Below are 25,258 nucleotides of genomic sequence, written 5' to 3'. Positions count from 1 at the left end.
ATGACACTCACCCAAGCGCAGGCGATTGCCCTCGAACAGCTCCGACGAGCATACGTAGGACCCGAGCAGGGCGAGAACGAAGTCCTGACGAATCGACCATCGCTTCAGTACGCCGTTGGAATGCTTTTCCCTGCGCTCGATGCCACCCCAGTCGCCGGAAGTGCGACCGCCGGCGAGGAGGACCCGCACGAATTCGTCGACGCGGACGTCGAAGAAGGCGATGTCGAGGAACAGGCCGCGTCAGTCCCCCTGGCCGAAGACTGGCGGCCGTCCTCTGCGGCCATCTCGTTTATCACGGACGCGGATTCCGTGATGTGCGACTTCTCGGCAGCTACGTACGCGCAGGTGCTCGACGACGGGCCCGCCCGGTGGCAGCGATACGGACGCAGCTTCGACGGAATTGCTCTTACGCGCATGGGACCGCCCAGGGTCGTCGACCTTGATGGCGTCCACGTGCAACTCGGATCCAGATGGCGCACGTACGGGGATCGGTGGCTAGTAACCGTTCACACGCGTTTGTTGAGCAGGTCAACCGGCGATGATCGTGCCGATATACCGCTCATGCTCTTCCAAGTTTCGCTTGCAGTTAGAACTGGCGATAGCAGCATCCTCGAGTATGACGTTCGTAAAGCGATCGATGTCGACGAGGAGTCTCGAGAGCTGCGACTCCGCTACCGCGATCGTAAAGTGTTCGCGGTGGGCCATGGAATGGCTGCCGACTGGGACGTTGACGCCTCCGGCCGATGCACACGAGTCTTTCTCGATCCCGTTCCTGCATTCGTGGTTCCTGCGATCGAGCAGACCGGCCGCAAATCTCTCACCCCTGACGCAGCCAAAGCTCTTGATCTGTCGTTCCTTGAAAGAGTCGATAGCGATCCGGGTGACGTCGCCGCATCGCTCAACGCTTTCGTCGATTGCTTCGGTGTCTGGGTCAAAGGCGAAATCGACAAGTCGGAACTTCTCGGAGATGACGCAAGGAATGTCGCTCGGAGGTCCGCTAAGGCCGAAAAGAGGATGAGACGCGGCGTCGACCTCTTGTTCTCATCCGCAGGGGGCCAGCTGCGTACCGCATTCGCTCTCGCAATGTCCTCGATGCGAATGCAGATGCGTCAAGCAGCTTTGGCGCGAGGTGACTCTTCGCAGCCGGCTTGGCGTCCATTTCAGCTCGGTTTTCTGCTTGTGTCTCTCGCCTCAACCATCGACGAGAACGACGACGAGCGTGAACTTGTCGACCTCATCTGGTTTCCGACAGGTGGAGGCAAAACCGAGGCATACCTTGGCTTGGCGGCCATCCAGATCTTCCTTCGCCGCCTTATGTATGGCGCGGAAGGCGCCGGTACTGCCGTAATAACCCGATACACGCTGCGGTTGCTGACTTCCCAACAGTTTCAGCGGGCGGCAGCATTGGTCTGCGCAATGGAGTTGCTGCGCGAGACCGATGTTCGGGCCGCGGGAATGGCGCGATTCACTATCGGGTTGTGGGTCGGCTCGGGCGCCACGCCTAACACCCGAGACGATGCAAAGCACTCACTGGACCGCTTATACAAGGCTCGCCGACCGCGTGAAGCGAACGAGTTCCAGATCACCGAGTGCCCGTGGTGTCTGACTGAACTTGTACCGGAAGATCGAGATGACAGCGGTAGCGACTACGGAGCTCAACCAGTCGGCAATGACGTCGTCTTCTTCTGCCTCAATAAGGATTGCCCGTTCTCGGCGCGAGAACTCCCGATGGCGGTGGTGGATGATGTCCTCTACGAGCATCCGCCCACCATTCTGCTTGCGACCGTTGACAAGTTCGCGAGGCTGCAGTTCGACTCGGCTGCGGGACGTCTCCTTGGAATCGGAATGCCGTACCGTCCTCCGTCGCTCATTATTCAGGACGAGCTTCACCTGCTCTCAGGGCCGCTCGGGACGACGGTAGCGGTGTTCGATGCTGTGATTCAGGTCCTGCTCGGCCGTGCCGGAAGCAGGCCGAAGATCATCGCGTCTACGGCGACCATTCGATCTTCCGCCGAACAGGTTGAGGGACTTTACGGTCGCTCCGTAGCGCTATATCCGCCAGCTGGGCTGAGCGGGGATGCCACCTTCTTCTCACGTCCCGTCGAGAACGGCGAAGGGAGGCTATACATCGGGCTGATGCCGCAGAGTGTCTCTCAGGCAACAGCACTGGTTCTGGCGGCTTCACCGCTTATTGAGATTCCTGACGCCGTGGTCGACGCGAAGGGGATAGACGGGCGTCGTGACCCTTACTGGACCGCCGTGATGTATCACAACAGTCTTCGTGAGCTCGGCCGCAGCAGTGCTTTGCTTCTCGATGACATCAACGGGCGTATCGAGGCCAGAGCCGACAGGTTGAGCATCCCGCTGCGAAGGATCCGGGCATCCTCGGTTCTTGAGCTGACCAGTCGTCGCGGTCCGGAGGAACTACCGAATGACCTTCGGCGTCTTCGTCAGAGTGAGGACGAATCCACAGACGCTGTAGATGTAGTGCTTTCCTCGAACATGCTTTCCGTGGGCATTGATGTGCAACGGCTGGCGTTGATGCTCATGGTCGGACAACCCAAGACAACTGCTGAGTACATTCAGGCCACAAGCCGGGTCGGCCGCGGTGACATCAACGGTATTGTCGTCACACTATTCCGATCCAATCGCGCTCGTGATCGATCACATTTCGAGACGTTCCGCGGGTACCACGACGCGCTGTATAGAAGCGTTGAGCCTACGAGCGTGACTCCGTGGTCGCTTTCTTCGCGCGATCGCTCACTTGCCGGTGCACTCGTGGCGCTGCTGAGACATAGTCTCCCGTCTCTAGCGGGAGGGCCAGACGCCGTGAACTTCGACCTGGACGACACGTCGATGCGTTCAGGTGTTGATGCAGTGGTTTCAGCCCTCCTTCGGCTCGTCGAGGCCGCAGATCGCTTGGAGCGCGCAGATGTCGAGGAGGAGGCATGGCGCCTTCTGCGCGATTGGGACTACGACGCGCGAGCCGCCCGTCGAGACGGAAGTGCGCTCTCCTACGAACGGGGGCGCGGTTCGGAACAAGCCCTGTTGAAGCGATTCGGGCAGCCGGGGCCTGGCTGGTTAGTGGGCGATTCCATGCGATCAGTCGAACCCAATGTCACTGTTGAAGTTCAGGAGGAGGTGCGAAGTGCGGAAGATCCGGCATGACCTTCGCCTTTCGGAAACACTCAGCCCTTATGGGGTTGGTGCAATAGTCGATGTTCGGGGTGAGTCTCTCATCGCGCCAGATACCTCCTGGTGGGATCGGAAGACTGCGCCAGAGATCCACTGTGATCGCCTTGTATCCAGGTTGCCGGGAGGATTCGGTGTGCTCAGGCAGCCACCCGCTCACGGGGACCGGGCGGGCTCCGACACGGCGAGTCTCCCGTACTGGCGATTTCCCGTTTGGCGATTTTGTGAGCGATGTGGCCGAATGACGCAGTTCACTCGCAGCGATAAGGGGAAGTACCTGAACGCGTGTAGTTGTGGCGGCGTGTTGGTGCCTATGCGGTATGTAGCCGTGTGCCAGACCGGAAGCCACATCCAAGACATCCCATGGTTCAAATGGGCGCACCGCGGTCACGACGATCGAGTGACGGAAGAGGTTCGTTTCTGCAGGGCCTACAAAGAGATCCGATTCGAGCGTTTGAGCGGTCGAGGTGAGGGTCTTGCGTCGCTCCAGGTTGTTTGCGGAAAGTGCAAGCGGACACGGGCACTGTCAGAACTCGTGGGCAAGGACGCCCTTTTTCGTGACGGTATTCAGTGTGGAGGCCGGCAACCCTGGGAGCACGAGGACTCAGTTGCGAATGCTTGCGAGTCCCGATTAGTAGCGGTGCAACGTGGTGCAACAGGCAACTACATCGCTGAGCGCGTGTCAGCACTGGACATCCCTGAAGAGCTGCCTGAATCCGTTGAGTTGACCGAACTCATCAAGGCACATCCGGACTACTTGAGGATGGTCGCCGATAACGGGGGTCCCAAGGCGGACATGATTGCAGGTTGGATCGCAGATGAGCTGAAAACGACTCCCGAGAAAGTCCTCGCGGTCGCTCGCGATGCGGATAACGGCACAGAGTCACCGCTTCTGGACATTAAAGATGGAGAGTGGGCGGCCTTTGTGAAGAAGATCGCTCGCGGGCGTGATCGATCGGTTGACGCATTCGTGGTGGACGGATGGTCCACCTACGAGCAGAAGCACGGGCCGAGTTCACTCATTGATGTGGTGAGTGGCATCGGTCAAGTCCGGAAGGTGCGCGAGGTCCGGGCCCTCACCGGATTTCGCCGGCACTCGGCGACGGCTGACTTCATACGCGCTGATCTAGACAAGGATCCGAAACACCGTCCTGTCTACCCGGCGGTCGAGGTCTTCGGCGAGGGGATCTTCATTCAGTTCGATGAGGAGCGTTTGAGCGCGTGGGAGGCGCTACCGGCAGTCCAAGCACGAGCGCAAGTGTTGATCGATAGGCAGGCCAATTCTGACTGGGCTCAGCGCCTCGAGCGCCCGGAAGCACGGTATATCGCGCTTCATACCTTCGCTCATCTCCTTATTCGGCGCCTGGCATTCGCGAGCGGGTACTCGTCCGCTTCGCTCCAGGAGCGTATTTACGCGAACTCCGGCCGCGCTGACAGAACCGCAGGGATTCTGATTTACACAGCGGCAGGCGATGCACAGGGCACATTGGGCGGGCTCGTTCGTCTGGGCGAACCGCTGCGATTGATTCCATTGCTGGTCGCCGCCCTCGATGACGGTGACGTTTGCTCCAATGATCCCGTGTGCATCGAGAGCGATCGCCAAGGGTCATCGCAGCTGAACCTTTCGGCTTGTCATGGGTGTGCGCTTGTCAGTGAGACGTCGTGCGAGTCTGGAAATCGTCTGCTCGATAGGCAGCTGGTACTTGGCGGCAGCGAGGTCGACGGGCTTCTCCAGGCAGTTTTGCCGGAGGTGCGAAATATGGTCGGAGGGTGAGCAGCGTTCAGCCGGCGCGCCGGCGATCGGCCGATGATCGGTCTTCGTACAATGGGGAAATGGCATCAGAGATTACCGTCCTCGACCTTTTTGCGGGAGCTGGAGGTCTGACGGCCGGTATCCATGCCGCGTCGAATCGTTTCCGCACGGTCGGTGCCGTCGAGTGGGACAAATCTGCTGCAGCGTCATACAAGGCGACTTACGAGGATGTCCCGGTATTCGCGGGCGACATCAAAGAGTGGTTGAGCCTCGGTAACATTCCTCGCGCCGACGTCATCATCGGCGGACCGCCCTGCCAGGGGTTCTCAAGCCTGGGAAAGCAGGACGTCGAGGACGAGCGCAATGACTTGTGGCGTGAGTACGCGAACACCATTCGCGAAGCTAGGCCGAAGTACTTCGTCGTCGAAAACGTCGCCGAATTCGAGAAGTCTCCGCAGTATCAGCAGTTCAAATTCGAGACTTCCGTAGACGGAATGCTGCCGGAGTACGACTTTCGATCAGCCGTGCTGAATGCCGCTGATTATGGAGCTCCGCAGGCGCGGCGCCGGACCGTGATCATCGGATTTCTCCGTGAACGAGGGTTTCCCGGTTTTCCCGAGGCCACTCATTCGGCTGATCCCAAAGCTAACGGCCTTTTGTCTCATGTGACGGTGGGCGACGCCCTACGGGATGTGCCTCGCGACCCTGACAAGGACCACGTCTTCTCGTCACGGCGCACCCGATTTCTCGGACGAGAGTACGCAGGCACGTTCACCACGCGTGACCTGCACTGGAGCCGGCAGTACCGCGAGCTCTCGCTCAAGCGATTCGCTGTGATTCCCAAGGGCGGCAACCGACGGGACCTCGAGCCATACCCGGATCTGATGTCGCCTTGCTGGACGAAGCACAAGACAGGATCTGGCGACGTAATGGGCCGACTTCACTGGGATCGCCCGTCTGTCACAATCCGAACGGAGTTCTTCAAGCCGGAGAAGGGCCGTTACATTCATCCCGAGGAACATCGCGCGATTACGCATTACGAAGCTGCCCTCCTGCAGGGCTTCGGGCCCAAGCACAAATTCGTGGGGTCGCGGACAGACATCGCGCGACAGATCGGCAATGCCGTCCCGATCCCTCTCGGCACCGCAATCGGACGACTGCTAGCGGCGTCCCTCTGACCCAAAATGCACCGTGTCGGAGTTGAGATAATACGACAGGTCAGCCAGCTCCTTCCGAGGCCCTAAAAAGCGGGTCGAGCTGAGTCTGGCAGCCATGGCGCGGTGAGGAAAACGATGCACGGGACTCGCCAAATCGATTATCCCTCGAGAGAGTCAATCGTGGTTGTATGCATGTAGTATTTCAATGCATGAATGTGCGGCAGTTCGTTTTTGCCCACAATTTGCCCACAATCGGGTGAGATCCTATGAGATCGTAGTCATCTCTATGAGGTCAAAAGGCGCATAATTCCGCGGATTTTGGGCCCTCCCTGACGGTGGTTAAAGGGTGGTCGCAGTTTTCGAGTCCCTCCAGGGGCACGTCGGCCGTTCGCCCAGCCCTCGCCCGGCCCCGCGCTCACGAAGCGGCCCCGACATCGTCTCGGGTCACGATGCGGGGCCAGTACTGCCATACCTTGCATCGGCCCGTTGCGCGGCCGCAAGTAGACACGTTCGTCCACGTGGATCGAGACTGCGGAATGCGGATGACTCCGCCGAGCCGCTCCGGATCCGACTGTCTCGTCGTGGCCGTCCTGGGCGTGATCGCCCTCTACGTGACGCGCGTCGGGAGCAGCGTTCTCCGCCCCCGCCGCACGCTGCTACCATCGTCCTGAACGACAGGGGAGCGCCCGAAAGCGCTGAGAGTGCGGCTTGCCGCTGACCCTCGGAACCTGCTCCGGTTAGCACCGGCGAAGGGAGTCGAATTCTGACATGCGAGACGTACGACGGATATCACCGCGCGCGTGCTGCGCTCCTCCTGTCCCCATCCACACTGCGGGAAGAGGAGCGCTCACGAGATGAGTGACAAGACGACGACGAGTTCGAGCACGGCGACCCGGACGGCCGGGAGGTACGTCCTTGCGCGCAGGCCGTTGGCGAAGTGGCGGGCCGTCGACCTGATCAGCGCGGCGATGATCGCGGTGGCCTTCGGGGTCGTGTTCTGGGCGTTCGACACCTTCGTCTATCCGGGTGTGTCGCTGGCCTCCGCTGCGTTTCCGCCGGCGGGCGAGCTCGCGCTCGGCGTGTGGCTGATCCCGGCGGTGGTGGGTGCGCTCGTCATCCGCCGGCCGGGCGCCGCCGTCCTCACGGAGCTCGTGGCGGCCAACGTCGAGCTTCTGCTGGGCAACCAGTGGGGCGTCGGAGTCCTGCTGTCCGGGTTCCTGCAGGGCGTCGGCGTGGAGATCGTCTTCGCCATCCTGCTGTGGCGCTCCTTCGGGCCGGCGGCGGCGATCGGCGGCGGGATGCTCTCGGCGGCGCTGGAGATCGTGGGCTACGAGTGGTGGGCCTACGTCCCGTCGTACTCCTGGACGTGGAAGCTGGTGTACCTGGTGGCAGGGATCCTCTCCGGCGGCGTGATCGCCGGCGTCGGGGGCTGGGCACTCACCCGGGCGCTCGCGCGGGCCGGAGCGCTCAACGCGTTCCCCGCCGGGCACGAGGTGCTCGAGCGTCGCGCCGGAAAGGCCTGACCGATCGTTACCGTCACACGGGGAGCCAGCATCCGGTTCCAGAGCTTCTCCTGGCGCCCGGTCGGGCGCTCCGAGAGCGTCTTCGAGGACTTCTCGCTGGACATCGCACCGGGCGAGCGGGTCCTGCTCGTCGGGCCGAGCGGCAGCGGGAAGTCCACGCTGCTCCGGGCGATCGCCGGCTCGCTGGCCGGCCTGTCGCCGGACTCCCTGGACGGCGCGGACGGGACGGTGCTGGTCGACGACTCCGCGCCGGCCGCCATGATGACGGGGCTGCTGATGCAGGACCCCCGGGACGCCACCGTCGCCGAGACCATCGGCCGGGACGCGGCCTTCGGACTGGAGAACACCGGCACCCCGCGGGCGGAGTTGTGGGATCGCGTCCGCTCCGCGCTCTCCGGGCTGAGGCTGGCGGGGAGCTCGACCACCCGACGCACGCACTCTCCGGCGGGGAGGCGCAGCGCCTGGCGCTGGCCGGCGCGCTCGTCTTCGATCCGCGCGTCGTCCTGCTGGACGAGCCGACCTCGATGCTCGACCCGGAGGCGGCGCGTGCCGTGCGCCTCGCCGTCCTGGAGGGCGTCGAGGCCGCCGGCTCTACGCTCGTGGTGGTGGAGCACGATGCGGAGGACTGGCTTCCGTTCATCGACCGGGTCGTCGTCCTGGCCCCGGACGGCCGCGTGGTCGCCGACGGCGAGCCCGGCGAGGTCTTCGGAGCGCGGGGCGCGCTCGCGGACCGGGACGCGGCGCCGACCGAGCGCGCCATCTGGGTCCCCGGCGCCCCGCCGCCTCCGCCCGCGCCGGTCGCGGCGGACCTCCTCGCACCGCAGCTCCCCACCACGCCGGGGGACGTCCTCGTGCGCGCACACCTCGCCGGGCTCGACGTCGAGGTGCGCGCGGGCGAGCTGCTCGCCGTCGTCGGGCCGAGCGGCGCGGGCAAGTCCACCCTTGCCGCGCTCCTGGCGGGACTGCACGAGCCCGCGATCGGGGAGGTGCGGGCGGGAACAGCGCTCGTCGTCGCAGGGGAGGACCGTCCCGGCGCCTGGACGTCCGAGGAGATCAGCCGGCGGATCGGCTGGGCTCCGCAGGATGCGGAACTCGCCGTCCTCGGCGCCACCGTGCGCGAGGACGTCCGCATCGCCGCCGGTCGCAGCGGCGGCACCCCGGAGGAGGTCGAGGCGCGGACCGACGACCTCCTGGACGTGCTCGGGCTCGCCGCGCTGGGCGGAGCGGACCCGCACCGGCTCTCCGGCGGCCAGCTCCGGCGGCTGGCCATCGCCGGCGCGATCGGCGCCCGGCCCGCGGTGCTCGTGCTGGACGAGCCGACGGTCGGGCAGGACCGCCTGACCTGGAGCGCGGTCGCCGGGATCGTCACCGCCGCGCGGGAGGCCGGCGTGGCAGTGGTCGTCGCCAGCCACGACCGGCACCTCATCGCCCTGGCCGACCGCACGCTGACGATCGAGCCGGGGAGCGCACACCGGATGACCCAGGGGGGCGGCGAGCCGGGCCGGCCGTCGCTCGCGCCCGACCGGCCGGCGCGCTCCGGAGCGGGCCGCGGCTGGGCGGCCCGCTGCGGGCCGCTGTCGCTGCTCGGAGCCGCGGTCCTCCTGGTCATCGGCGCGGTCGGCGTCTCGTCGGCGCTGTCCGCTGCGGCCGGGATCGTGGCGTGGCTCGTCCTGGCCCCGCTGGTCCTGCGCGGGGTGCGGATCCCGGTGCGGCGGCTGATCCCCGGCCTCATCGCGGTGGCGTCCGTCGGCTTCTCGTCCTGGCTGCTGAGCCCGTCGCAGAGCCTGGACGTGGCCGTGACCGCGGGCCTGCGCATCGCGTTCTTCGTGTTCCCGAGCGTGGCGTTGGCCGGGCTCGTCCACCCGTCCGAGTTGGGCGACCACCTGGCGCAGCGCCTGCGGCTTCCCGCGCGCCCGGTCGTGGCGGCGACGGCGGCCGTGCAGCAGTTCGACCGGCTGACCGCCGACTGGGGCCGGCTGCGGAGCGTGCGGAGGATACGAGGCGTCGCCGCCGGCAGGAACCCGGTCGCCCGCGTGCGCGAGCTGGCCGGGCTGACCTTCGGCGTCCTGGTGCAGTCGCTGCGCACGGCCGAGCGGATGGCGCTGGCGATGGATGCGCGCGGGTTCTCGGCGGCGCACGAGCGCGGCTATCGCCGCACGTGGGCCGAGCCGGCACCGTGGCGGGCCGCCGATACGCTCCTGCTCGTCGCGGCGGCTGTCGTAGCGTGCATCCCCGCCCTGGTCGCCGCGGTGTCCTGACCGGGGCGGAGCGGGACGATCAGACCGGCCACTCCTCGCGCCGCCAGGCGGCGTCCCAGAACATCCACTCGTAGCGCGACGCGGTCGTGAAGGCGCGCCGCATGCGCTCGACATCGGCGGCGGACGCGACCTCGGCGGCGGCGTCGACCAACTGCCGGGCGGTCGCGGTGGCGGCGGAGAAGGCGGGGTCGCCGTACGTGCCGATCCAGTCCGCGTACGGATGTCCGTCGAGGTCGCCCACGCGCTCCGCGAGGCGTCGCCCGACGTCGTCGTAGATCCAGAAGCACGGCAGCACACCGGCCACGACGACCGGATAGGACGACGTCGCCGTCAGCGCGAGCAGATACGAGGTGTACGCGGCACAGGTGGGCGACGCCTCGACAGTCGCGGCGTCGACCCCGTGCGATTCGTGGAGGCGCCGCTCGACCGCGATCGCGTCGGCGGCGGCGGCGCTCCAGAAGGAGAGGGCCCCGGGATCGTGCGCGCGCGCCGCCGCGCTCGCGAGGACCTTCGAGTACGCGCCGAGATAGGCGGCGTCCTGGGCGAGGTAGTGCAGGAACGTCTCGGCCGGCAGCGTGCCGCGCTCCAGGCCGTCGAGGAAGGGGTGGGCGTCGATGGCGGCGCGGATCGGCTGGATGGTCTGCCACGCCCGTTCGGTGAAGGTCATCGTCCCTCCCACAGCTGCGCGAAGTGGTGGACGGGTCCGTGGCCGTGCCCGATGTCGAGGCCGTCCGCGGCCTCCAGTGCGGTGGTGAGCCAGCTGCGGGCGTCGCGGACGGTGCTGCTCCACGATGGGCGCTGCGGCCGGAGCGCCGCCAGGGCCGACGAGAGGCTGCAGCCGGTGCCGTGGGTGTTGACGGTGACGACGCGCTGGCTGCGGAACAGCTCGATGCCCGAGGGGTCCGCCAGCACGTCCGCGACCTCGTCGCCGGTGTCGAGGTGACCGCCCTTCGCCAGCACGCGCTGGGCGCCGCGGCGGACGAGCTCGCGGGCCTGGTCGGCCAGTTCGTCCACGCTCCCGGCCTCCGTCGTGTCCAGGAGGGCCGCCAGCTCCGGCGCGTTCGGGGTGACGACGGAGGCGAGCGGGAGGAGGTCGCGCATCGCCCGGACCGCGTCGTCGCGCAACAGCAGGTCGCCGCTGGTGGCGACCATCACCGGGTCGAGCACGACGACGTCGCGTGGCGTCTCGGCGAGGAACGCGGCGACCGTCTCGATGATCGCGGCGTTGGCCAGCATCCCGATCTTGACCGCGTCCAGCCGGACATCCTCGCTGAGCACGCGGAGCTGATCGGCGACGAACGGGGCGGGGACCTCGTGGATGCCGTAGACGCCGGTCGTGTTCTGCGCGGTCAGGGCGGTGATGATGCACGCGCCGTACGCTCCGAGGGCGCTGAACGTCTTGAGGTCCGCCTGGATGCCGGCGCCGCCCGACGGGTCGCTGCCGGCGATGCTGAGTGCGACGGGAGGTCTCATGCGCGCGCCTCATCCCAGGCGGTTCGGAGGGCCTGCGTCGCCCGTCCGACCTCGGGCTGCCCGCAGATCGCGCTCACGACGGCGATCCCGGCGGCTCCGGTCGAGCTGACGGCCGCCGCCCGGTCGACGCCGATACCGCCGATCGCGACGCACCGCCACGGGCTGGCCTGCACGATCGCGCTCAGCCCGTCCACGCCGCACGGCTCGGCCGCGTCGGGTTTGGTGGTCTGGGCCCAGACCGGCCCGACGCCGAGGTAGTCGACCGTGCCGGACGGCAGTGCGTGTGCGGTCTCCACGTGCGCGAGGGTCTGCACGGACAGGCCCAGGTAGGCGTCCGGTCCCAGGAGCCCGCGGGCGTCGAGCGGAGCGAGATCGCTCTGGCCCACGTGGGCGCCGTCCGCGCCGATGGCGGCCACGAGGTGCACGCGGTCGTCGACCAGCACCGGCACCTGCCCGCGCACCTCCGCGACGACCGCGCGTCCCAGGGCGACGAACTCGTCATCGGTCGCGTCCGGATCGCGGAGCTGGACCACGCTGACCCCGGCCGCGATGGCCTCCCCGACCGTGGCCGCCACGCCGCGGTCCCCGCACAGCCGGGTGTCGGTCACCAGGTAGAGGGACAGGTCGAGCGGCGGGCGGGCAGTCATGCGACGCGGACCGCGGCGACCAGGGTGTCGGGCGTCAGGGTGGCCAGCTCGTCGAGCAGGCTCACGGCGAAGCTTCCCGGCCCCTGGCTCACGGCGGCTGCCCGATCGGCTGCGACCGTGAGCACCGCGGTCGCGGAGGCGGCCGCGGTCAGAGGGTCGGCGCTGCCGGCGAAGGCGGCCATCAGGGCGCCGAGGGCGCAGCCGACGCCGGTGACCTGCGTCATCCACGGGTGCCCGTTGGCGATCCGGACGGTGCGCTCGCCGTCGGTGAGGTGGTCGACGGGGCCGCTCACCGCCACGACGGTGCCGAAGGTGCGGGCGATCTCCTGGGCCGCCGCCAGCGCCGCCTCCGGACTGTCGGTCGAGTCCACGCCCTTGCCGCCGGCACCGCCGGCGAGGGCCATGATCTCGGAGGCGTTCCCGCGGACGATGGTGGGCGAGGAGCGCAGCAGTTCGAGCGCGAGCCCGGTGCGCCAGCGCAGGCCTCCCGCGGCGACGGGATCCAGCACCCACGGCGTCCCCGCCGCTGCCGCAGCGCTGGCGGCCGCCGTCATCGCCTCGGAGGTGTCGTCGTACGGGGTGCCGAGGTTCACCAGGACACCGCTGGCGATCGGCGCGAACTCGGCCGCTTCGCGCGGGTTGTCGACCATCGCGGGGGCCGCCCCGACCGCGAGCAGGACGTTGGCGGTCCACTGGGCGACGACGATGTTCGTCAAGCACTGCACGAGCGGCGGTTGGGCACGCAGCCCGCTCAGAGCGGCGCCGATCTCGGGCGCGTCGATGGCAGGGGAGGAAGAAGTCATGGAATGACGTCCCTTCGCTAGTGCTAACCAGATCAGGTTCGACGGGTGTGTTCTCAGCCAGCCCTCGAGAGGGAGGCACCCCGCGTCATCGGCCAGTCTAGCGAGGGCGAAGCGGCGGACCGCGGAGCGGCCCCGTTGTGGAGTGCTGCCGCCGGACTACGCGCGCGGCCGGAACCGCAGCACCGTCACCCCCGACCCGAACTCCCGCCGCTCCACGAGTTCGAGCCGGATGCTCTCGCTCAGCCCGGCGAGCAGCGTCGGCCCGTGGCCGGCGAGGACCGGCTGCACCACGAACACGTACTCGTCGATCAGGCCCAGGTTCGCCAGCGCGAGGGGAAGGGTCACCCCGCCGACGAACAGGCCCTCTCCCGGTTCCTGCTTGAGGCGTTCGACCGCGCGCCGCAGGTCGCCGCTCAGCAGCGCGGCATTCCAGTCGACCTCGGTCAGCGTGCTGGACACCACGTGCTTCCTCGCCTGGTCGATGGCCTCGGCGAACGGGACTTGCGTCTCGTCCATCCACTCGGGCCACGCGCCGGTGGCCGGGCGGCGCCACGCGGACTCCATCATCTGGTAGGTCACCCGGCCGAAGATCAGCGCGTCGGCCCGCTCCAGCTCGGCGGTCCAGAAGCGCATCGAGTCCTCGTCGGGCGGGAGTCCCGCCTCGTGGTGGACGCAGCCGTCGAGCGTGACGTTGATGGCGTAGCGGAGGGGTCTCATCCCGTTCCTTTCGATCGGCGCGCGGGCTCAGTCCGTGGGAGGCCGGCGCAGCCGCTTGACGTCGGTGCGGCGCTTCTTCGCCTCCAGGCGCCGCCGGCTGGAGCCGAGGGTGGGCCGGGTCGGGCGTCGCGGTGGCGCGGGAGGCCGGAGGGCGTCGGCCACGAGCTCGGCCAGCCGGAGGCGCGCGGCCTCCCGGTTGCGCACCTGCGCGCGGTGCTCGGATGCGGCGATCGTCAGCACCCCGTCCACGATGCGACCGCTCAGGCGATCCAGCAGCCGGTCGCGCTGGGCCGTCGAGAGGACGGCGGAGGCGCCCACATCCCAGACGAGCTCCACCCGGGAGTCGGCGGTGTTCACACCCTGCCCGCCGGGACCGGACGACCGCGAGAACCGCCAGGACAGCTCGGACTCGGGGATGGTGAGTCCGGAGTCGACGCGGAGGCCGGGGCGGTGGACGGCGGGCATGGGTCCATCATCCTCTCACTCGTGGTGGTGCCGGGCGGGTCACCGCAGCGCGCGCAGGTACCGCCGCCGCGCCACGACCTGTGCGACGCGGAGCAGCGGATGCAGGATGCGCCACGGCTGCTGCGGCGCCGGACGGGTGAGCGAGCGTACGGTGAGCACGATGTCGCCGCCGGTGTCGCGATGCACGACGAACGCCTCCTCGCCGTCGACGGGATGCCCGGGCAGCGTCCGGTACGCGAAGCCGACCCGGTCGTCCTCCTCGACGACGGCGACGACCTCCACCGGCTCGACGACGGTCACGCCGAGCACGCGCACGCGGATCCCTCGCGCCGGCCTTCGCGGACCGGTGCATCGGAGTCGACCAGGAAGCCGCTGCGCGTCTTCACCCGCCAGCGGAGGACGTCCCCGGCGGCGCGCCGCCAGGCGTCCTCTCCGCGGCCGACGACGGCGGAGACCTCGGAACGGCGGAAGGCCGGGTCGGTCGACGCCCAGGTGGGTGCTTCGGGCATCGTCATGGTGCGCTCAGTGGCTCGGCGTCACTCATCGGGGAACTCGATCACGCCGTCACGCGCGGCGGGATGGTGAGCCGTGGCGATGTCCGCCTCGAGGTAGACCGTCAGGTATTGCCGGTCGATCGGTCGCCCGGCCGTGTCGAAAATGCGGTAGCGGCGGCGGTACAGGGCATCCGCGTACTCCCGGTGCCGGAACTCCACGGTGACCAGTGTCTCCGGCCAGTCGCCGCTCGCGCGGACCGCCAGCTCGCGGTAGGGGCTCTCGACGCGGTGGAGCCGGTCGTCGCGGCGCGTCCAGATGGTGTTCGGCCGCGCCAGCCATTCGAGCTGTTCCACCACGTCGCGCACGGCGGCCTCGATGTCCTCCGCGCTGAGCCCTGCGGGCGCCCAATCGATCCCGCTCACGGTCGCCAGGTCGACACGGTCGCGCGCGTCGGGCTCCGTGGCCTCGCCGGCGGCGTCGTCGTCGTCCCAGCACTCCTCGTCATCCATCGGGACCGCTGCGGCTTCGTGGTCGCCGACTGCCAGCGCAGCGGGCACACCACCGGTGAGGTCGACCGAGATCCGGCTCTGGGGGTAGGAGTAGCCGATCGAGTCGGTCTCGGGGTCGACCGTCCCGACCGGGTTGGTCGGGAAGAAGGTGAAGACGGTCCGGGAGCCGTCCTGCGCGACCTCGGCGACAGCGCGGTCGACCGTGATCGGCTCGACCCGGCCGCCGCGGCCGAACCGGACGAGCTCGACGGGTGCGGACGGCCCGGGCGCGGGAGGCGGAGCGAGTCGCGTCGCGGGTTCTCCGGCGTCATCGCCGGGCGCGGACGCGAACCAGCCGTACGAGTGCTCGCCTTCATCCTCGTCGCCGAGTTCGGCGAGCTGCGAGAGAGTGTAGACGCCGTGGAGCCGGCGGTTCCTGTGCCGCGACAGCACGTCCCGCCGCCAGTCGTCCTCATCCTTCTGGAAGTCCTCCCACGACTCCACCGGAAGGTCCTCGCTGTCGATGGATGCGGGCGCCTCGACGTCGTCGGAGCCCGGATACGGCTCGGGGGCCGGCCACGGAGCGGGACTGGCCCAGATCCCCTCGGAGTCGGCGCCGATCACAGACATCCGGCCGATGTCCACGCCGACCGCCGAACCGTCCACACCGATCCGGACCGCCGTGGACCACACTAGGCCCGCCGAATCGGGGACGTACGCCTCGTACACGACCCACACCGCGTCAGGCGCAGGGACCAGGCGGGCGGTCGAAGCGCGCGAGGGCAGCGGCGCGTCGGGCCACGTCACGACGCGTTCGGAGTCGTCGCCGCGGAGGACGGCGACCGGCCGCTCCCTGTCGATGAGGAAACGCACTCCGCCCACCTCGACGGCGGGCAACGGATTCAGGTGAGGGGGCGCCACGCTCACACTTTAGGGCGCGAGCTCTCAGTCGGCCTGCAACCCCGCGCAGACGATCTCCGCCAGCGCCGTGAGGTCTTCGGGCCGCGTCTCGCCCACGCCGTCCTCCAGTGGCGGCGTCGTCACGATCGCGCCCCACGCCAACGCAGCAGCCCGCAGCCGCTTCCCCCGACCGGGATGCGCAGACTCCCCGCCAGCACCTTCTCGATGGTCGAGTGCAGTGCCCGCCGGTGCGCCGCCAGCTTGGCCTTGACCTCCGGGTGCGAGTGCTGCTCGCGCCAGACGATCACCCTCAGCACGTCGGAGTCCGCCTGCACCCGGAACAGCTTCTGGCTCAGGTTCAGCAGCGAGCGGACGGGGTTGCCCGGTTCGATGAGCGGGTCGGGGTCGATCCGGCCCGGCCCCAGGCGTTCGCCGACCAGGGAGGCGAGGATGTCCTTCTTGGACGGGAAGTAGTAGAACAGGAGGCCCTTGGGGACCGCCGCTGCGTGGGCGATGGCGGAGGTCGCGGTCGCGTCGAACCCGCGTTCGGCGAAGAGGGTCTCTGCCGCGTCGAGGATCCGCGTGCGCGCGTCCGCCGGCTGGTCCACGTGTGTCCTTTCCGTGGTGTGCGAGGGGCCGGAGACCGACCCCTCGCACACGGTCGAGTTAGTGCGTGGCCTGCGGGTGATGCATCTTCATCGCCGGTTGCACGGCCAGGAGGCCGGCGGCCAGGGCGACGACTCCCGCGATCCAGGAGGTCCAGGCGGCCGCGGCGTTCGAGGTGTAGTTGCCCACCCACGGGGAGGCGATGAGCAGGACGCCGAGTGCGACGTGGATCCACTCCATCGAGACGAGGCCCGGCATGGCCAGGCTCCACACTCCCGCGGCGACCAGCAGCACACCGAGGACGAGCATGATCGGCAAGGACGCGCCCGTGGGGGCGATCCAGATCGTCGACAATGCGACATAGAGACCGGCGGCGACGGCCACCCAGTCCTGCCAGCGAGTCCACTTCTTCATCGACACCAACATCCCTTCGTCAGTCGGCTCCCGATCTGGGGGTCGGATCTGATTGTAGAATTGATTGACCGCCCGGTCAATGCAGTTGTGACGCGGTGAAGCACGGGTCGGGAGGGTCAGCTCAGGTCGCGCCCGTCCGCTCGTCCCGCAGCGCGCAGTACGGCGGACGCGGCGTCGAGCACGGACCACGACCCGTCGACGCCGAGCTCGGCGATTCCGGAGGTGGGCAGGATCACGTCCTCGCCGGCGAGCAGCGAGGCGAGCTGCTCCATGCCGGGATTGTGGCCGACCAGGATCAGCGTGCGGACGTCGGCCGGCGCCTCCCGCACGACGTCGAGGAGCCGGTCGGCGGAGGCCGCGTACACGCGATCGTCGAAGACCGCCGGAGGGGCGGGAGCGAGCTCGGCGGACACCAGCTCCCAGGTCTCGCGGGCGCGCCGTGCGGGCGACACGACCGCGAGGTCGATCGCGCCGACGTGGCCGGCGAGCCAGCGACCCGCGAGCGGAGCCTGGGCGTGGCCGCGCTCGGCCAGCGGACGCTCGACGTCGGGCAGCGCGCCGGACCAGTCGGATTTGGCGTGGCGCAGGAGGACGAGGGTGCGCTCGGAAGTGGTCACGCTGTCAGTGTGGCGCACGATCCGGGGTGTTGGCATCGCCGCTCACTCCGGGGCGGCCGGTGCCGCAGCCGAGGTCCAGGGCGATGTCGCCGGCGCGCAGGCCGGTGGCCGCGACCAGCCGCTCGGTCTGGTCGGCGGGGAGGTCGCGGCGGAATCCGGCGTAGTACCGGGCGGTGGTTCCGGCGAAGTCGCTCCTCACGACCCGTCGAGCACGTCGCGGAGCCGGGCGGCGAACTCCCGGGGCTTGCCCGGGTAGCCGGAGTCCTCGGCCGCGAAGCCGCCGTGGTGGCTGGGGAAGACGACCGGAGACGTCCCGAGCAGGCCGGCCAGAGCGGTGGAGGTGCGGCCGGTGAAGACGCCCTCGGACTCCTCGCCGACGGCGACCACGATGCGGGTCGGGGAGGCCTTCAGGGCGGCGATGTCGGGGCGGTAACCGGTGATCGCGACCGAGCGTTGCGACAGGAGGGGATCGGTGCGGTCGCCGTCGTCGGCGGTGGGCATCCCGAACATCGCGGGGTCGGGCGCCGGGAGGGCGAAGTAGTCGTCGGTGAACTCGCCGCGCCACGAGGTCATCATCACGAACGCGGCCATGCCCGCGCCGAAGCCGTTGGCGTCGTAGGCGGCGTGCACGGCGTCGAGGCCGCGCTCGGCGGCCTCCGCGTCCGGGAGCACGGCAGGCAGCGGGGGCTCGTGCGCGACGAGGGTGCGGACATCCCCGGGATGGGCGGTCACCAGGGCCAGTGCGGTCACGGCGCCGCCGCTGCTCGCGAACAGGTCCACGGGGCCGGCCCCGAGCGCCTCGATGACGGCGTGGACATCCTCGGCCTGCGTCGTCGGGGTGTTGGTCACCTCGCCGTCGCTGCGCGTGCTCCGGCCGAGGCCGCGCGGGTCGTAGGTGACCACGACGCGGTCGGGGAGGTAGGAGGCCAGGGCGCGGAAGCCGCTCGCGTCCATCGGCTGGCCGATCATGACGAGCGGGGGATGACCTCCCTCGCCGGCCTCCGCGTCCGCGACGTCGTAGACGATCTCGGCTCCTGGCGTGTGGATGGTGCGCGTTTCCATGACGGACTCGTCTCGGTCGGCGAACGGGTGATGGTGTGGATCGTACGCGCTGGGCCACGGCCCGGCCACCCGCGGCGCACCGGCGGGCGCCGCCGATCGGGACGCCGCCCGGCCGAGGATGAGCGCTTCCGTCTACCCGAGAACTGGGGCGGCCGCCAGGCTTCGAGTTCGCTGATCCGGGCCGTCCAGCACAGGTCGCCGACCTACGCTTCTTCGAGAGGTGGGGGAAACCGAACGAGACAGGAAACGATCATGGGTGCAGCGATTACCCCCATCCGGAGGCCCGCGCCCGTCGCGCACGTCGAGACGATCCAGGGCACCGGCGACAGCCGCGCGGTCAGCGTCCGGTGCTGGTGCCCGATCGGGCACGACCACACGTACGCGGAGTGGGTGGGGCTGTTCGGGCGCTCCCAGTACGACGTGCGCTGACGCAGCGCCTCACCAGGGCGCGACGGTCCCGTCCCACGAGAACAGCAGCCCGCTCGGCCCGTCGTCGGGCAGCGTCGCGAGCCGCACGGCGCCCTCCGCCGCCTCGGCCGGGTCGCCGCCCGCGCCCGCGGCGCGCGGGTTCAGGTTGGTGGCGCGCAGGCCGGGAGCCAACGCATTGACCTTGACACCGTCCGCCGCGAGGGCGTGCGCGTAGAAGATGGTCAGGCCGTCCAGCGCGGCCTTCGACGACCGGTAGGCGGCGCCGCGGCCGGACGAGGCGGCGACGTGGTCGAACTGCGGGTTCGGCCCGGTGCTCCAGGTGAGCGAGCCGGTGCCGCTGGAGATGTTGACGATCCGGGGATGCGCGGAGCCCCGCAGCGCCGGGAGGAACGCGTTGGTGACGGCGACCACGCCGAACACGTTCGTCTCGTAGGTGCGCCGGAAGACGTCCACGTCCACCTCGGTGACGACGTCCGCGATGTCGAGCGAGATGCCGGCGTTGTTGACCAGCACGTCCAGGGCCGGCACGGAGGCCGCGGCGGCGGCCACGCTGTCGGCGTCCGTCACGTCGAGCGGGAGGACGGTGCCGCCGACCTCGGCGGCGACCCCCTCGCCGCGTGCGCGGTCGCGGGCGCCGAGCAGGACGTTCCAGCCCCGCGCGGCGAGCTGGCGGGCGATCTCCTTCCCGATTCCGCTGGTGGCTCCGGTGACGAGTGCGGTGGTGGGGGTGGTGGTGTTCACGCCCTCCATCCTGTGCCGGCCGTCGCCGGCGAACCAGGCCCGGGGAGTACCACCTTCGGGCCGCCGGCGTCCCACGCCAGCGGCTCGATGAACATCCGCCGCTTTCCGCCCACGGTGTCCCAGGCGTGGAAGGCGATCACGTCGGCGCCGTCGTCCAGCCGCAGCACCGAGTTGTGGCCGGGGCCGAGGAGGCCGGTGAGCTCCGTGCTCAGCACGTCGGCGGCCGGGCGCACCTCGTGGGTCCACGGGCCGAGCGGGTGCGGCGCCGTCGCCGCCGAGACGCCGTAGCCGTCGCCCTCCCAGCGGCCCGCGGAGAAGAACAGGACGTACCGGTCGCCATGCCGCACGACCGCCGGGCCCTCCAGCGTGTGCCAGTCGAAGGTGCGGCCGTACATCGTGCGGCCCCGCTCGAAGAGCTGCCAGTCGGCGTCCGGGGCGAGAACCGCGACCGGGTCGGAGCCGGGGCGCGTGGGGGAGTCGAGGCGCATCACCGCGAGGTGCGTGCCGGGCCGGGCGCCGGTGAGCACGTCGCGGGCGAAGAACAGGTACCAGCTGCCGTCCACGTCCCGGAACGGGTGCGCGTCGATCGCGAACGACTCGCCCGGGGTGAGGTTCACGCCCAGGTCGGCGAACGGGCCGAGCGGGGAGTCCGCCCGGGCGACGCGCAGGTGGTGGCCGGCGATGCCGTGGCCGACCGAGAAGAACATCCAGTAGGCGCCGTCGGCGGCCACGACCTCCGGCGCCCAGTAGGCGTCGCCGAGCGCGGGGTCCGGCCGCTCCAGGACGCCGCCGGCGCTCGTCCAGTGGACGAGGTCGGGGGAGCGGAGGGCCTCGAACGCGTGCGTCTCGGTGCCGTCGAGCACCCGGTCGTCCCCGGAGCCGTAGGCGATGTACTCGCCGCCGAAGCGGGCGAGGAACGGGTCGGCGAAGTAGCCGTCGTAGACCGGCTCAGCTCGCGAGCTCATCGGCGACCTCCGTTCCCGTGCGCTCGGCGGCGGACTCGGAGGCCAGCCGCGTGTAGAGCTCCGCCGCAGCCGTGGGGACGCGCGCCAGCCGGCCGTCCTCCTGCTCGTCCAGCCGGATAACGCCCATGCGCCGCAGGAAGGGCGACTTCGCGCGCCGCCCGTCCGCCGCCCCGTCGCCGGAGTGCTGGCGGGCGGCCACGATGTCGTCGTCCACCACGAACTCCTCGACGTTGCGGCCGCCGGACGCATACGACCAGTCCACGAAGTCGAAGACCGGCCACCAGGTGTAGCCGCGGATGTCCAGCCCTTCCGCGCGCAGCTCGCCGATCGACCGGACCGAGTCGTCCAGCCACGCGGACCGCACGTCGTCGTCGCCCTCGATGCTCGTCTCGGTGATCAGCATCGGGAGGCCGTACCGGGCGGAGAACGCGCGGAGGCTGTCGGCGAGGCCGTCGCTCCAGCGGTTGGTCGCCACCTGCGCCACCTCGTCGCCGCGCTGCACGAGGGTGCGCGGGGAGAGGTCGGGGTAGTAGTTGACGCCCAGCAGGTCGACGGTCGGCGGGGAGGCCGTCAGGCGCTCCAGGCGCTCGGGGTCGGCGCCCTGCTCCAGCAGCCAACCGTGCAGCGGGTGGGCCGGGTCTACGCGGCCGAGCAGGAGGTCGGTCGGCAGCATTCCCACCGACTCCAGCAGCGCCGCGTGCTCGGCGAGCCCGGCATCGTCCGTGCGGTACAGCGAGGAGGCCTCCACGTGCACGACGACTGCGTCCGGGTTCGCGGCGCGGACAGCGCGGATCGTCTCCGCCATTCCCTCCACGACGCCGAGGGTCACGGCGGTCCAGCCGTCCCAGCCGGTGAGGGACGGCGGCCAGACGCCGCGCAGGCCGCAGAACGACGCCGTGGTGAGCGGCTCGTTGAGCGGCGTCACGTGGTCCACGATCCCGCGGTAGCGCTCCGCGAACGCACCGGCGAACTCCGCGACCGTCTGCGGGTACAGCGCGTCGGCGAACGACGCGCGCAGCCATGTGGGCGTCCCGTAGTGCACGAGGTCCGCGACCACGGTCAGCCCGAGCTCCGCCGAGGCGTAGTGGAGGCGCTCGTCCAGCATCGACCAGTCGAACACGCCCGACGCGGTGTGGACGAGCGGCCAGTTCACGCCGTAGCGCAGGACGGTCGCGCCCAGGTCGCGGACCGACCGGAGGTCCTCCCGCCAGTTGCCGGTGTGGTCGGTGAGGTCGTACTCGTCCAGGTCCGCCATCGCGAAGTGCTCCGGCGGGTAGACGCAGGTGTCCTCGATCCCGGCCGCCCAGGCGAACTCGCCGGGCCCGAGCCCCGCGCCCGTCACTTGAGCCCCGTCGTCGCGACGCCGGCCACGAAGTACTTCTGCGCGAAGAAGAACGCGACGGCGATCGGGATGAGCGAGATGGTGGCGCCCGCGAGCAGCACGGCGTGGTCGGTCACGTGCTGTCCGCCGAACAGCGTGAGCCCCGCGGGCAGGGTGAGCATGTTCGGGTCGCTGGTGACGACGAGCGGCCAGAGCAGGTCGTTCCACAGGTTCATGAAGTTGAGGATCGCGACGGTCGCGATCGCGGGCTTGGCCAGCGGCAGGATGATCCTCCAGTAGATGCGGAAGTGGCCTGCGCCGTCGATCCTGGCCGCCTCGTCCAGCTCGGTGGGGATGCTGATGAAGAACTGCCGGAACAGGAAGATGCCGAAGGCGCTCGTCGCCCGCGGCACGATCAGCCCTTGGTAGGTGTTCAGCCAGCCGAAGTGGAACAGCTCGATGAACACCGGGATGAGCGTCACCTGGAACGGCACCATCAGCGTGGCGATGACCAGGATGAACGCGAGGTTCCTGCCGCGGAACTTCAGCCGGGCCAGCGCGTACGCGCACAGCGAGTCGAACAGCAGCGTCGCGGCGGTGGTCACGCCCGCGAAGAGGAAGGTGTTGCCGAGCAGCCTGAGGAACGGGAGCTGTTCCCACACGCCGAGGTAGCCGTGCAGCGTGATCGAGGTCGGGAACAGCGACGCCGGGTTGCCGAACAGGTCGCTCTCGCTTCGGAACGATCCGGACACCATCCAGATGAACGGCACGATCGCGAAGACCAGGCCGATCCCGAGGAGGATCCATTTGGACGAGGCGGCCAGCGCTGTCATCGCGCCGGGGCGCCTGACGCGGACACCGGTTTCAGTCGACATCGTTGTACCTGAACAATCTGAGCTGGAGGAGCGAGAGGAGCATGATGAGGGCGAAGAGGACCCACGAGACCGCCGACGCGTAGCCGGTCTGGTAGTTCACGAAGCCGTCGCGGTAGATGAGGTTCACGAGGCTGTCCGTGCGGAACACCGGGCCGCCGTCGGTCATCACGTAGACCAGGTCGAACACCTGCAGCGACTGGATGGTGAGGATCATCGTCGCGAACAGCAGGGTGGGCCGCACGCTCGGGATGGTGATGTGCAGCGTGAGCTGCCGGTTGTTCGCGCCGTCCAGGCGTCCGGCCTCATAGCGCTCCGCGGGCACGGCCTTCAGGGCGGCGACGAACAGGATCATGGCGAAGCCGACGCTGCGCCACACGGCCACGAAGATGACGCTCGGCAGCGCGAGGGAGGTCGAGGTCAGCCAGGCGACCGGGTGGAGTCCGAGGAGCTGGGTGAGCCCGCCGACCAGGCCGATGCTCGGGTCCAGCAGGAACTTCCAGACCAGGCCGATGGTGACGAACGACACGATCGTCGGGAAGAAGTACACCGAGCGGACGATCCGGGTGATCAGGTTGTCCTTCAGCAGCAGCAGCGCGGAGCCGAAGCCGAGGGTGATCTGGAGGACTACGGCGAACGCGGTGAAGACCAGGGTGACGCCGAGGGCGTTCCAGAACTGCGGGTCCTGGAAGAGCTTGATGTAGTTGCCGAACCCGAGGAACGTCTGGGTCGAGGCCCCGATCGTCCAGTCGAAGACGCTGTAGTACAGCGTCTGCAGGATCGGGAACAGGACGAACACGCCCAGGATGATCAGGCTCGGCGCCATGAACAGCCAGGCCGGCTGGAACCTGCGCCGGCGGCGGCGCGTGCTCCCGTCACCGCGCGGGCCGGGTCGCACCGGCTCCGCGTTCCGGGGAGGGGACCCGCCCCGTCCCGCGCGGGGCGGGACAGGGCGGGCTCGGTGGTGTGGGTGCTCACTACTTGCTGCACCCCGTCAGGCTGTCGATCGTCTTGGCGGCGTCGGCGGTGGCGGAGGCGACGGAGGTCCCGCGGGTGATCTGCCCGATCAGCGGCACGTACGCGTTGGCGTCGACCTGCGTCGCGTTGGTGACGTGCGGCAGGTAGAGCCGCGAGTCCGGGACCTGCGAGGTGAAGATCGACACGGTCGGGTCGGCCTTCAGCTTGGCGTCGTCGGCGAGGTCGGTGCGCAGCGGCGGGAAGCCGGTCTGCAGCGAGAACTTCTCCTGGGCGGTCTTGCTGGTCCAGTAGGCGAGGAACTCCTGCGCCTCCTGCGGGTGCTTCGTCTTGGCCGAGACAGCGAGCGGCGCGGTGGAGCCGAGCGTCACGCTCGAACCGTCCACGCCGACCGGGACCTTCGCGATGCCGAGGTCGATGCCTGCCGACTTGTAGCCGGGGGCGGCCCACGGCCCGTTGATCTCCATCGCGGCCTTGCCGGCGGAGAACAGCGAGTCGGCCTGTGCGCCGGTCTGCCCGACGGGCGAGATCTTGTCCTGGACGACCAGGTCGCTCCACGTCGACAGGCTCTTCTGACCTGCGCTGGTCTGCACGACGCTGCAGCCCTTCGCGTCGACGATGTCGCCGCCCTCCAGCCACTGCAGGATGGGCCACATCTGGATGGTCTGGTTGTCGGCGAGGGACAGGCCGTACTGGGTCTGACCGCCGTTGATCGTCAGCTTCTTCGCGTCGGCCTGGAGCTCGGCGACCGTGGTCGGAGCGCCGGCGATCCCGGCCGCGGCGAACGCCTTCTTGTTGTAGTACAGGCTGAGCGTCGCGAAGTTCGCGGGGACGGCGTAGAGCTTGCCGTCGTAGGTGAACTCCTTCACCGTGCCGGGCGCGAGCTTGTCGGTGTTGATCTTCGTGTCGCCCGAGCCGGTGTTCGTGAGTGCGAGGACCGAGTTGGTCTTCACGTACTGGGCGATGGCGTTCGGGTCGCTGGAGGGCGCCGCGATGTCGGGGCCCTGCCCGGTCAGCCACGCGGACGGCAGCTTCTGGGCGATGGTGTCCCAGGGCTGCACGTTCATGGTGACGTGGATGTTCGGGTGCGAGGCGTTGAAGTCCTTGACGATGGTGTCGTAGCCGGGACGGTCGCCGCCGGTGAAGCCGGTCCAGACGGTGAGGTCGACCTTGCCGCCGGACGCGCCGGACGTGCCGGAGCAGGCGGTGAGCGCCAGCATCGACGCGGCCACACCGGCGGCGACGACGAGGGATCTGCGGATTTTCATCGAGTGTTCTCCTTTGAGCAGTGCAGATGAGGGGAGGGGCGGTGCTGTGGGTGGGGTGGGGTGGGGATGGTGCGGTGGGGCGGGTGGAGCGGTATCGGGGTGGGTCAGGGGGAGTGG

The 25,258-nt window shown here is 69.1% G+C and carries 26 protein-coding genes, 1 pseudogene and 2 riboswitches; of the genes and pseudogenes, 7 read left to right on the top strand and 20 right to left on the bottom strand.

What is annotated here, in order from left to right:
* The 6 genes and pseudogenes from ACQ86L_RS06545 (at position 1) to ACQ86L_RS06520 (ending at position 9,883) form a co-directional block, all read left to right on the top strand.
* Entirely contained in the window at positions 1-3,168 is a 3,168-nt protein-coding gene (locus ACQ86L_RS06545; protein WP_434318178.1) for a helicase-related protein, read from the top strand.
* Positions 3,116-4,966: a DrmB family protein gene (gene drmB / locus ACQ86L_RS06540; RefSeq protein ID WP_434318177.1), complete on the top strand. Its 1,851-nt coding sequence runs from the start codon at positions 3,116-3,118 to the stop codon at positions 4,964-4,966. The genes ACQ86L_RS06545 and drmB overlap by 53 nt, the downstream gene beginning before the upstream one ends.
* 59 nt (positions 4,967-5,025) lie before the next feature.
* A complete protein-coding gene (locus ACQ86L_RS06535) occupies positions 5,026-6,123 on the top strand; it encodes a DNA cytosine methyltransferase (protein ID WP_434318176.1) in 1,098 nt (365 codons plus the stop codon).
* Between the two features lie 645 nt (positions 6,124-6,768).
* A riboswitch (TPP riboswitch) is annotated at positions 6,769-6,874 on the top strand.
* A gap of 82 nt (positions 6,875-6,956) precedes the next feature.
* Positions 6,957-7,625 (top strand): ECF transporter S component, encoded by a 669-nt coding sequence (locus tag ACQ86L_RS06530; RefSeq protein WP_434318175.1) that lies wholly within the window; start codon positions 6,957-6,959, stop codon positions 7,623-7,625.
* A gap of 3 nt (positions 7,626-7,628) precedes the next feature.
* Positions 7,629-7,850: pseudogene (locus ACQ86L_RS06525) on the top strand (ATP-binding cassette domain-containing protein); the annotation flags it as partial.
* A gap of 143 nt (positions 7,851-7,993) precedes the next feature.
* Positions 7,994-9,883 (top strand): ATP-binding cassette domain-containing protein, encoded by a 1,890-nt coding sequence (locus ACQ86L_RS06520; RefSeq protein ID WP_434318174.1) that lies wholly within the window; start codon positions 7,994-7,996, stop codon positions 9,881-9,883.
* A gap of 19 nt (positions 9,884-9,902) precedes the next feature.
* Here ACQ86L_RS06520 and ACQ86L_RS06515 read toward each other — a convergent pair whose 3' ends face one another.
* The 14 genes from ACQ86L_RS06515 to ACQ86L_RS06450 all read right to left on the bottom strand — a co-directional run bounded on the left by ACQ86L_RS06515 (position 9,903) and on the right by ACQ86L_RS06450 (position 18,570).
* Positions 9,903-10,550, bottom strand: coding sequence for a TenA family protein (locus ACQ86L_RS06515; protein ID WP_434318173.1), 648 nt, complete (start codon positions 10,548-10,550; stop codon positions 9,903-9,905).
* Positions 10,547-11,356, bottom strand: a complete 810-nt coding sequence (thiD, locus tag ACQ86L_RS06510) for a bifunctional hydroxymethylpyrimidine kinase/phosphomethylpyrimidine kinase (RefSeq protein ID WP_434318172.1) — start codon at positions 11,354-11,356, stop codon at positions 10,547-10,549. Before thiD ends, ACQ86L_RS06515 begins: the two co-directional genes overlap by 4 nt.
* Positions 11,353-12,003 carry a thiamine phosphate synthase gene (thiE, locus tag ACQ86L_RS06505; RefSeq protein ID WP_434318171.1) on the bottom strand — a complete coding sequence of 217 codons (651 nt, stop codon included), beginning with the start codon at positions 12,001-12,003 and terminating at the stop codon, positions 11,353-11,355. The genes thiD and thiE overlap by 4 nt, the downstream gene beginning before the upstream one ends.
* A complete protein-coding gene (gene thiM / locus ACQ86L_RS06500) occupies positions 12,000-12,806 on the bottom strand; it encodes a hydroxyethylthiazole kinase (RefSeq protein ID WP_434318170.1) in 807 nt (268 codons plus the stop codon). The genes thiE and thiM overlap by 4 nt, the downstream gene beginning before the upstream one ends.
* Positions 12,799-12,899, bottom strand: a riboswitch (TPP riboswitch). Its footprint overlaps the gene before it by 8 nt.
* 63 nt (positions 12,900-12,962) lie before the next feature.
* On the bottom strand, positions 12,963-13,523 hold the full coding sequence (locus ACQ86L_RS06495; RefSeq protein WP_434318169.1) for a dihydrofolate reductase family protein: 561 nt from the start codon (positions 13,521-13,523) through the stop codon (positions 12,963-12,965).
* Positions 13,524-13,550: 27 nt separating this feature from the next.
* Complete coding sequence (arfB, locus tag ACQ86L_RS06490; protein WP_434318168.1) at positions 13,551-13,988, bottom strand: alternative ribosome rescue aminoacyl-tRNA hydrolase ArfB; 438 nt, start codon at positions 13,986-13,988, stop codon at positions 13,551-13,553.
* A 39-nt stretch (positions 13,989-14,027) separates the two neighbouring features.
* Entirely contained in the window at positions 14,028-14,303 is a 276-nt protein-coding gene (locus ACQ86L_RS06485) for a DUF1990 family protein (RefSeq protein WP_434318167.1), read from the bottom strand.
* A complete protein-coding gene (locus ACQ86L_RS06480) occupies positions 14,285-14,503 on the bottom strand; it encodes a DUF1990 family protein (RefSeq protein ID WP_434318166.1) in 219 nt (72 codons plus the stop codon). The genes ACQ86L_RS06485 and ACQ86L_RS06480 overlap by 19 nt, the downstream gene beginning before the upstream one ends.
* A gap of 21 nt (positions 14,504-14,524) precedes the next feature.
* Positions 14,525-15,892: a hypothetical protein gene (locus ACQ86L_RS06475; protein ID WP_434318165.1), complete on the bottom strand. Its 1,368-nt coding sequence runs from the start codon at positions 15,890-15,892 to the stop codon at positions 14,525-14,527.
* 119 nt (positions 15,893-16,011) lie between these two features.
* Positions 16,012-16,479: a TetR/AcrR family transcriptional regulator gene (locus tag ACQ86L_RS06470; RefSeq protein ID WP_434318164.1), complete on the bottom strand. Its 468-nt coding sequence runs from the start codon at positions 16,477-16,479 to the stop codon at positions 16,012-16,014.
* Positions 16,480-16,537: 58 nt separating this feature from the next.
* Positions 16,538-16,891 (bottom strand): SPW repeat protein, encoded by a 354-nt coding sequence (locus tag ACQ86L_RS06465; protein ID WP_434318163.1) that lies wholly within the window; start codon positions 16,889-16,891, stop codon positions 16,538-16,540.
* A gap of 116 nt (positions 16,892-17,007) precedes the next feature.
* On the bottom strand, positions 17,008-17,508 hold the full coding sequence (locus tag ACQ86L_RS06460; protein WP_434318162.1) for a SixA phosphatase family protein: 501 nt from the start codon (positions 17,506-17,508) through the stop codon (positions 17,008-17,010).
* A gap of 4 nt (positions 17,509-17,512) precedes the next feature.
* Positions 17,513-17,707, bottom strand: a complete 195-nt coding sequence (locus ACQ86L_RS06455) for a hypothetical protein (RefSeq protein WP_434318161.1) — start codon at positions 17,705-17,707, stop codon at positions 17,513-17,515.
* Positions 17,704-18,570, bottom strand: coding sequence for an alpha/beta fold hydrolase (locus tag ACQ86L_RS06450; RefSeq protein ID WP_434318160.1), 867 nt, complete (start codon positions 18,568-18,570; stop codon positions 17,704-17,706). The genes ACQ86L_RS06455 and ACQ86L_RS06450 overlap by 4 nt, the downstream gene beginning before the upstream one ends.
* Positions 18,571-18,822: 252 nt before the next feature.
* On the opposite strand from ACQ86L_RS06450, the gene ACQ86L_RS06445 reads away from it, so the two are divergent.
* Entirely contained in the window at positions 18,823-18,999 is a 177-nt protein-coding gene (locus ACQ86L_RS06445; protein WP_434318159.1) for a hypothetical protein, read from the top strand.
* 9 nt (positions 19,000-19,008) lie between these two features.
* Here the strand turns inward: ACQ86L_RS06445 and ACQ86L_RS06440 are convergent, their stop codons facing one another.
* The 6 genes from ACQ86L_RS06440 to ACQ86L_RS06415 form a co-directional block, all read right to left on the bottom strand.
* Complete coding sequence (locus ACQ86L_RS06440) at positions 19,009-19,740, bottom strand: SDR family NAD(P)-dependent oxidoreductase (RefSeq protein ID WP_434318158.1); 732 nt, start codon at positions 19,738-19,740, stop codon at positions 19,009-19,011.
* A complete protein-coding gene (locus tag ACQ86L_RS06435; RefSeq protein ID WP_434318157.1) occupies positions 19,737-20,705 on the bottom strand; it encodes a glycoside hydrolase family 43 protein in 969 nt (322 codons plus the stop codon). Before ACQ86L_RS06435 ends, ACQ86L_RS06440 begins: the two co-directional genes overlap by 4 nt.
* The gene (locus tag ACQ86L_RS06430; protein WP_434318156.1) at positions 20,689-22,047 is read right to left on the bottom strand and encodes a family 1 glycosylhydrolase; all 1,359 of its coding nucleotides are present in this window, start codon (positions 22,045-22,047) and stop codon (positions 20,689-20,691) included. The genes ACQ86L_RS06435 and ACQ86L_RS06430 overlap by 17 nt, the downstream gene beginning before the upstream one ends.
* Complete coding sequence (locus tag ACQ86L_RS06425; protein WP_434318155.1) at positions 22,044-22,901, bottom strand: carbohydrate ABC transporter permease; 858 nt, start codon at positions 22,899-22,901, stop codon at positions 22,044-22,046. Before ACQ86L_RS06425 ends, ACQ86L_RS06430 begins: the two co-directional genes overlap by 4 nt.
* Complete coding sequence (locus tag ACQ86L_RS06420; RefSeq protein WP_434318154.1) at positions 22,891-23,796, bottom strand: carbohydrate ABC transporter permease; 906 nt, start codon at positions 23,794-23,796, stop codon at positions 22,891-22,893. Before ACQ86L_RS06420 ends, ACQ86L_RS06425 begins: the two co-directional genes overlap by 11 nt.
* Positions 23,797-23,875: 79 nt before the next feature.
* Entirely contained in the window at positions 23,876-25,141 is a 1,266-nt protein-coding gene (locus ACQ86L_RS06415) for an ABC transporter substrate-binding protein (protein ID WP_434318153.1), read from the bottom strand.
* Positions 25,142-25,258 lie beyond the last annotated feature (117 nt).

It is taken from the genome of Leifsonia sp. P73 (genome assembly GCF_051059105.1).
Classification (GTDB): domain Bacteria; phylum Actinomycetota; class Actinomycetes; order Actinomycetales; family Microbacteriaceae; genus Leifsonia.
This window is presented reverse-complemented; position numbering and strand designations above follow the sequence as displayed.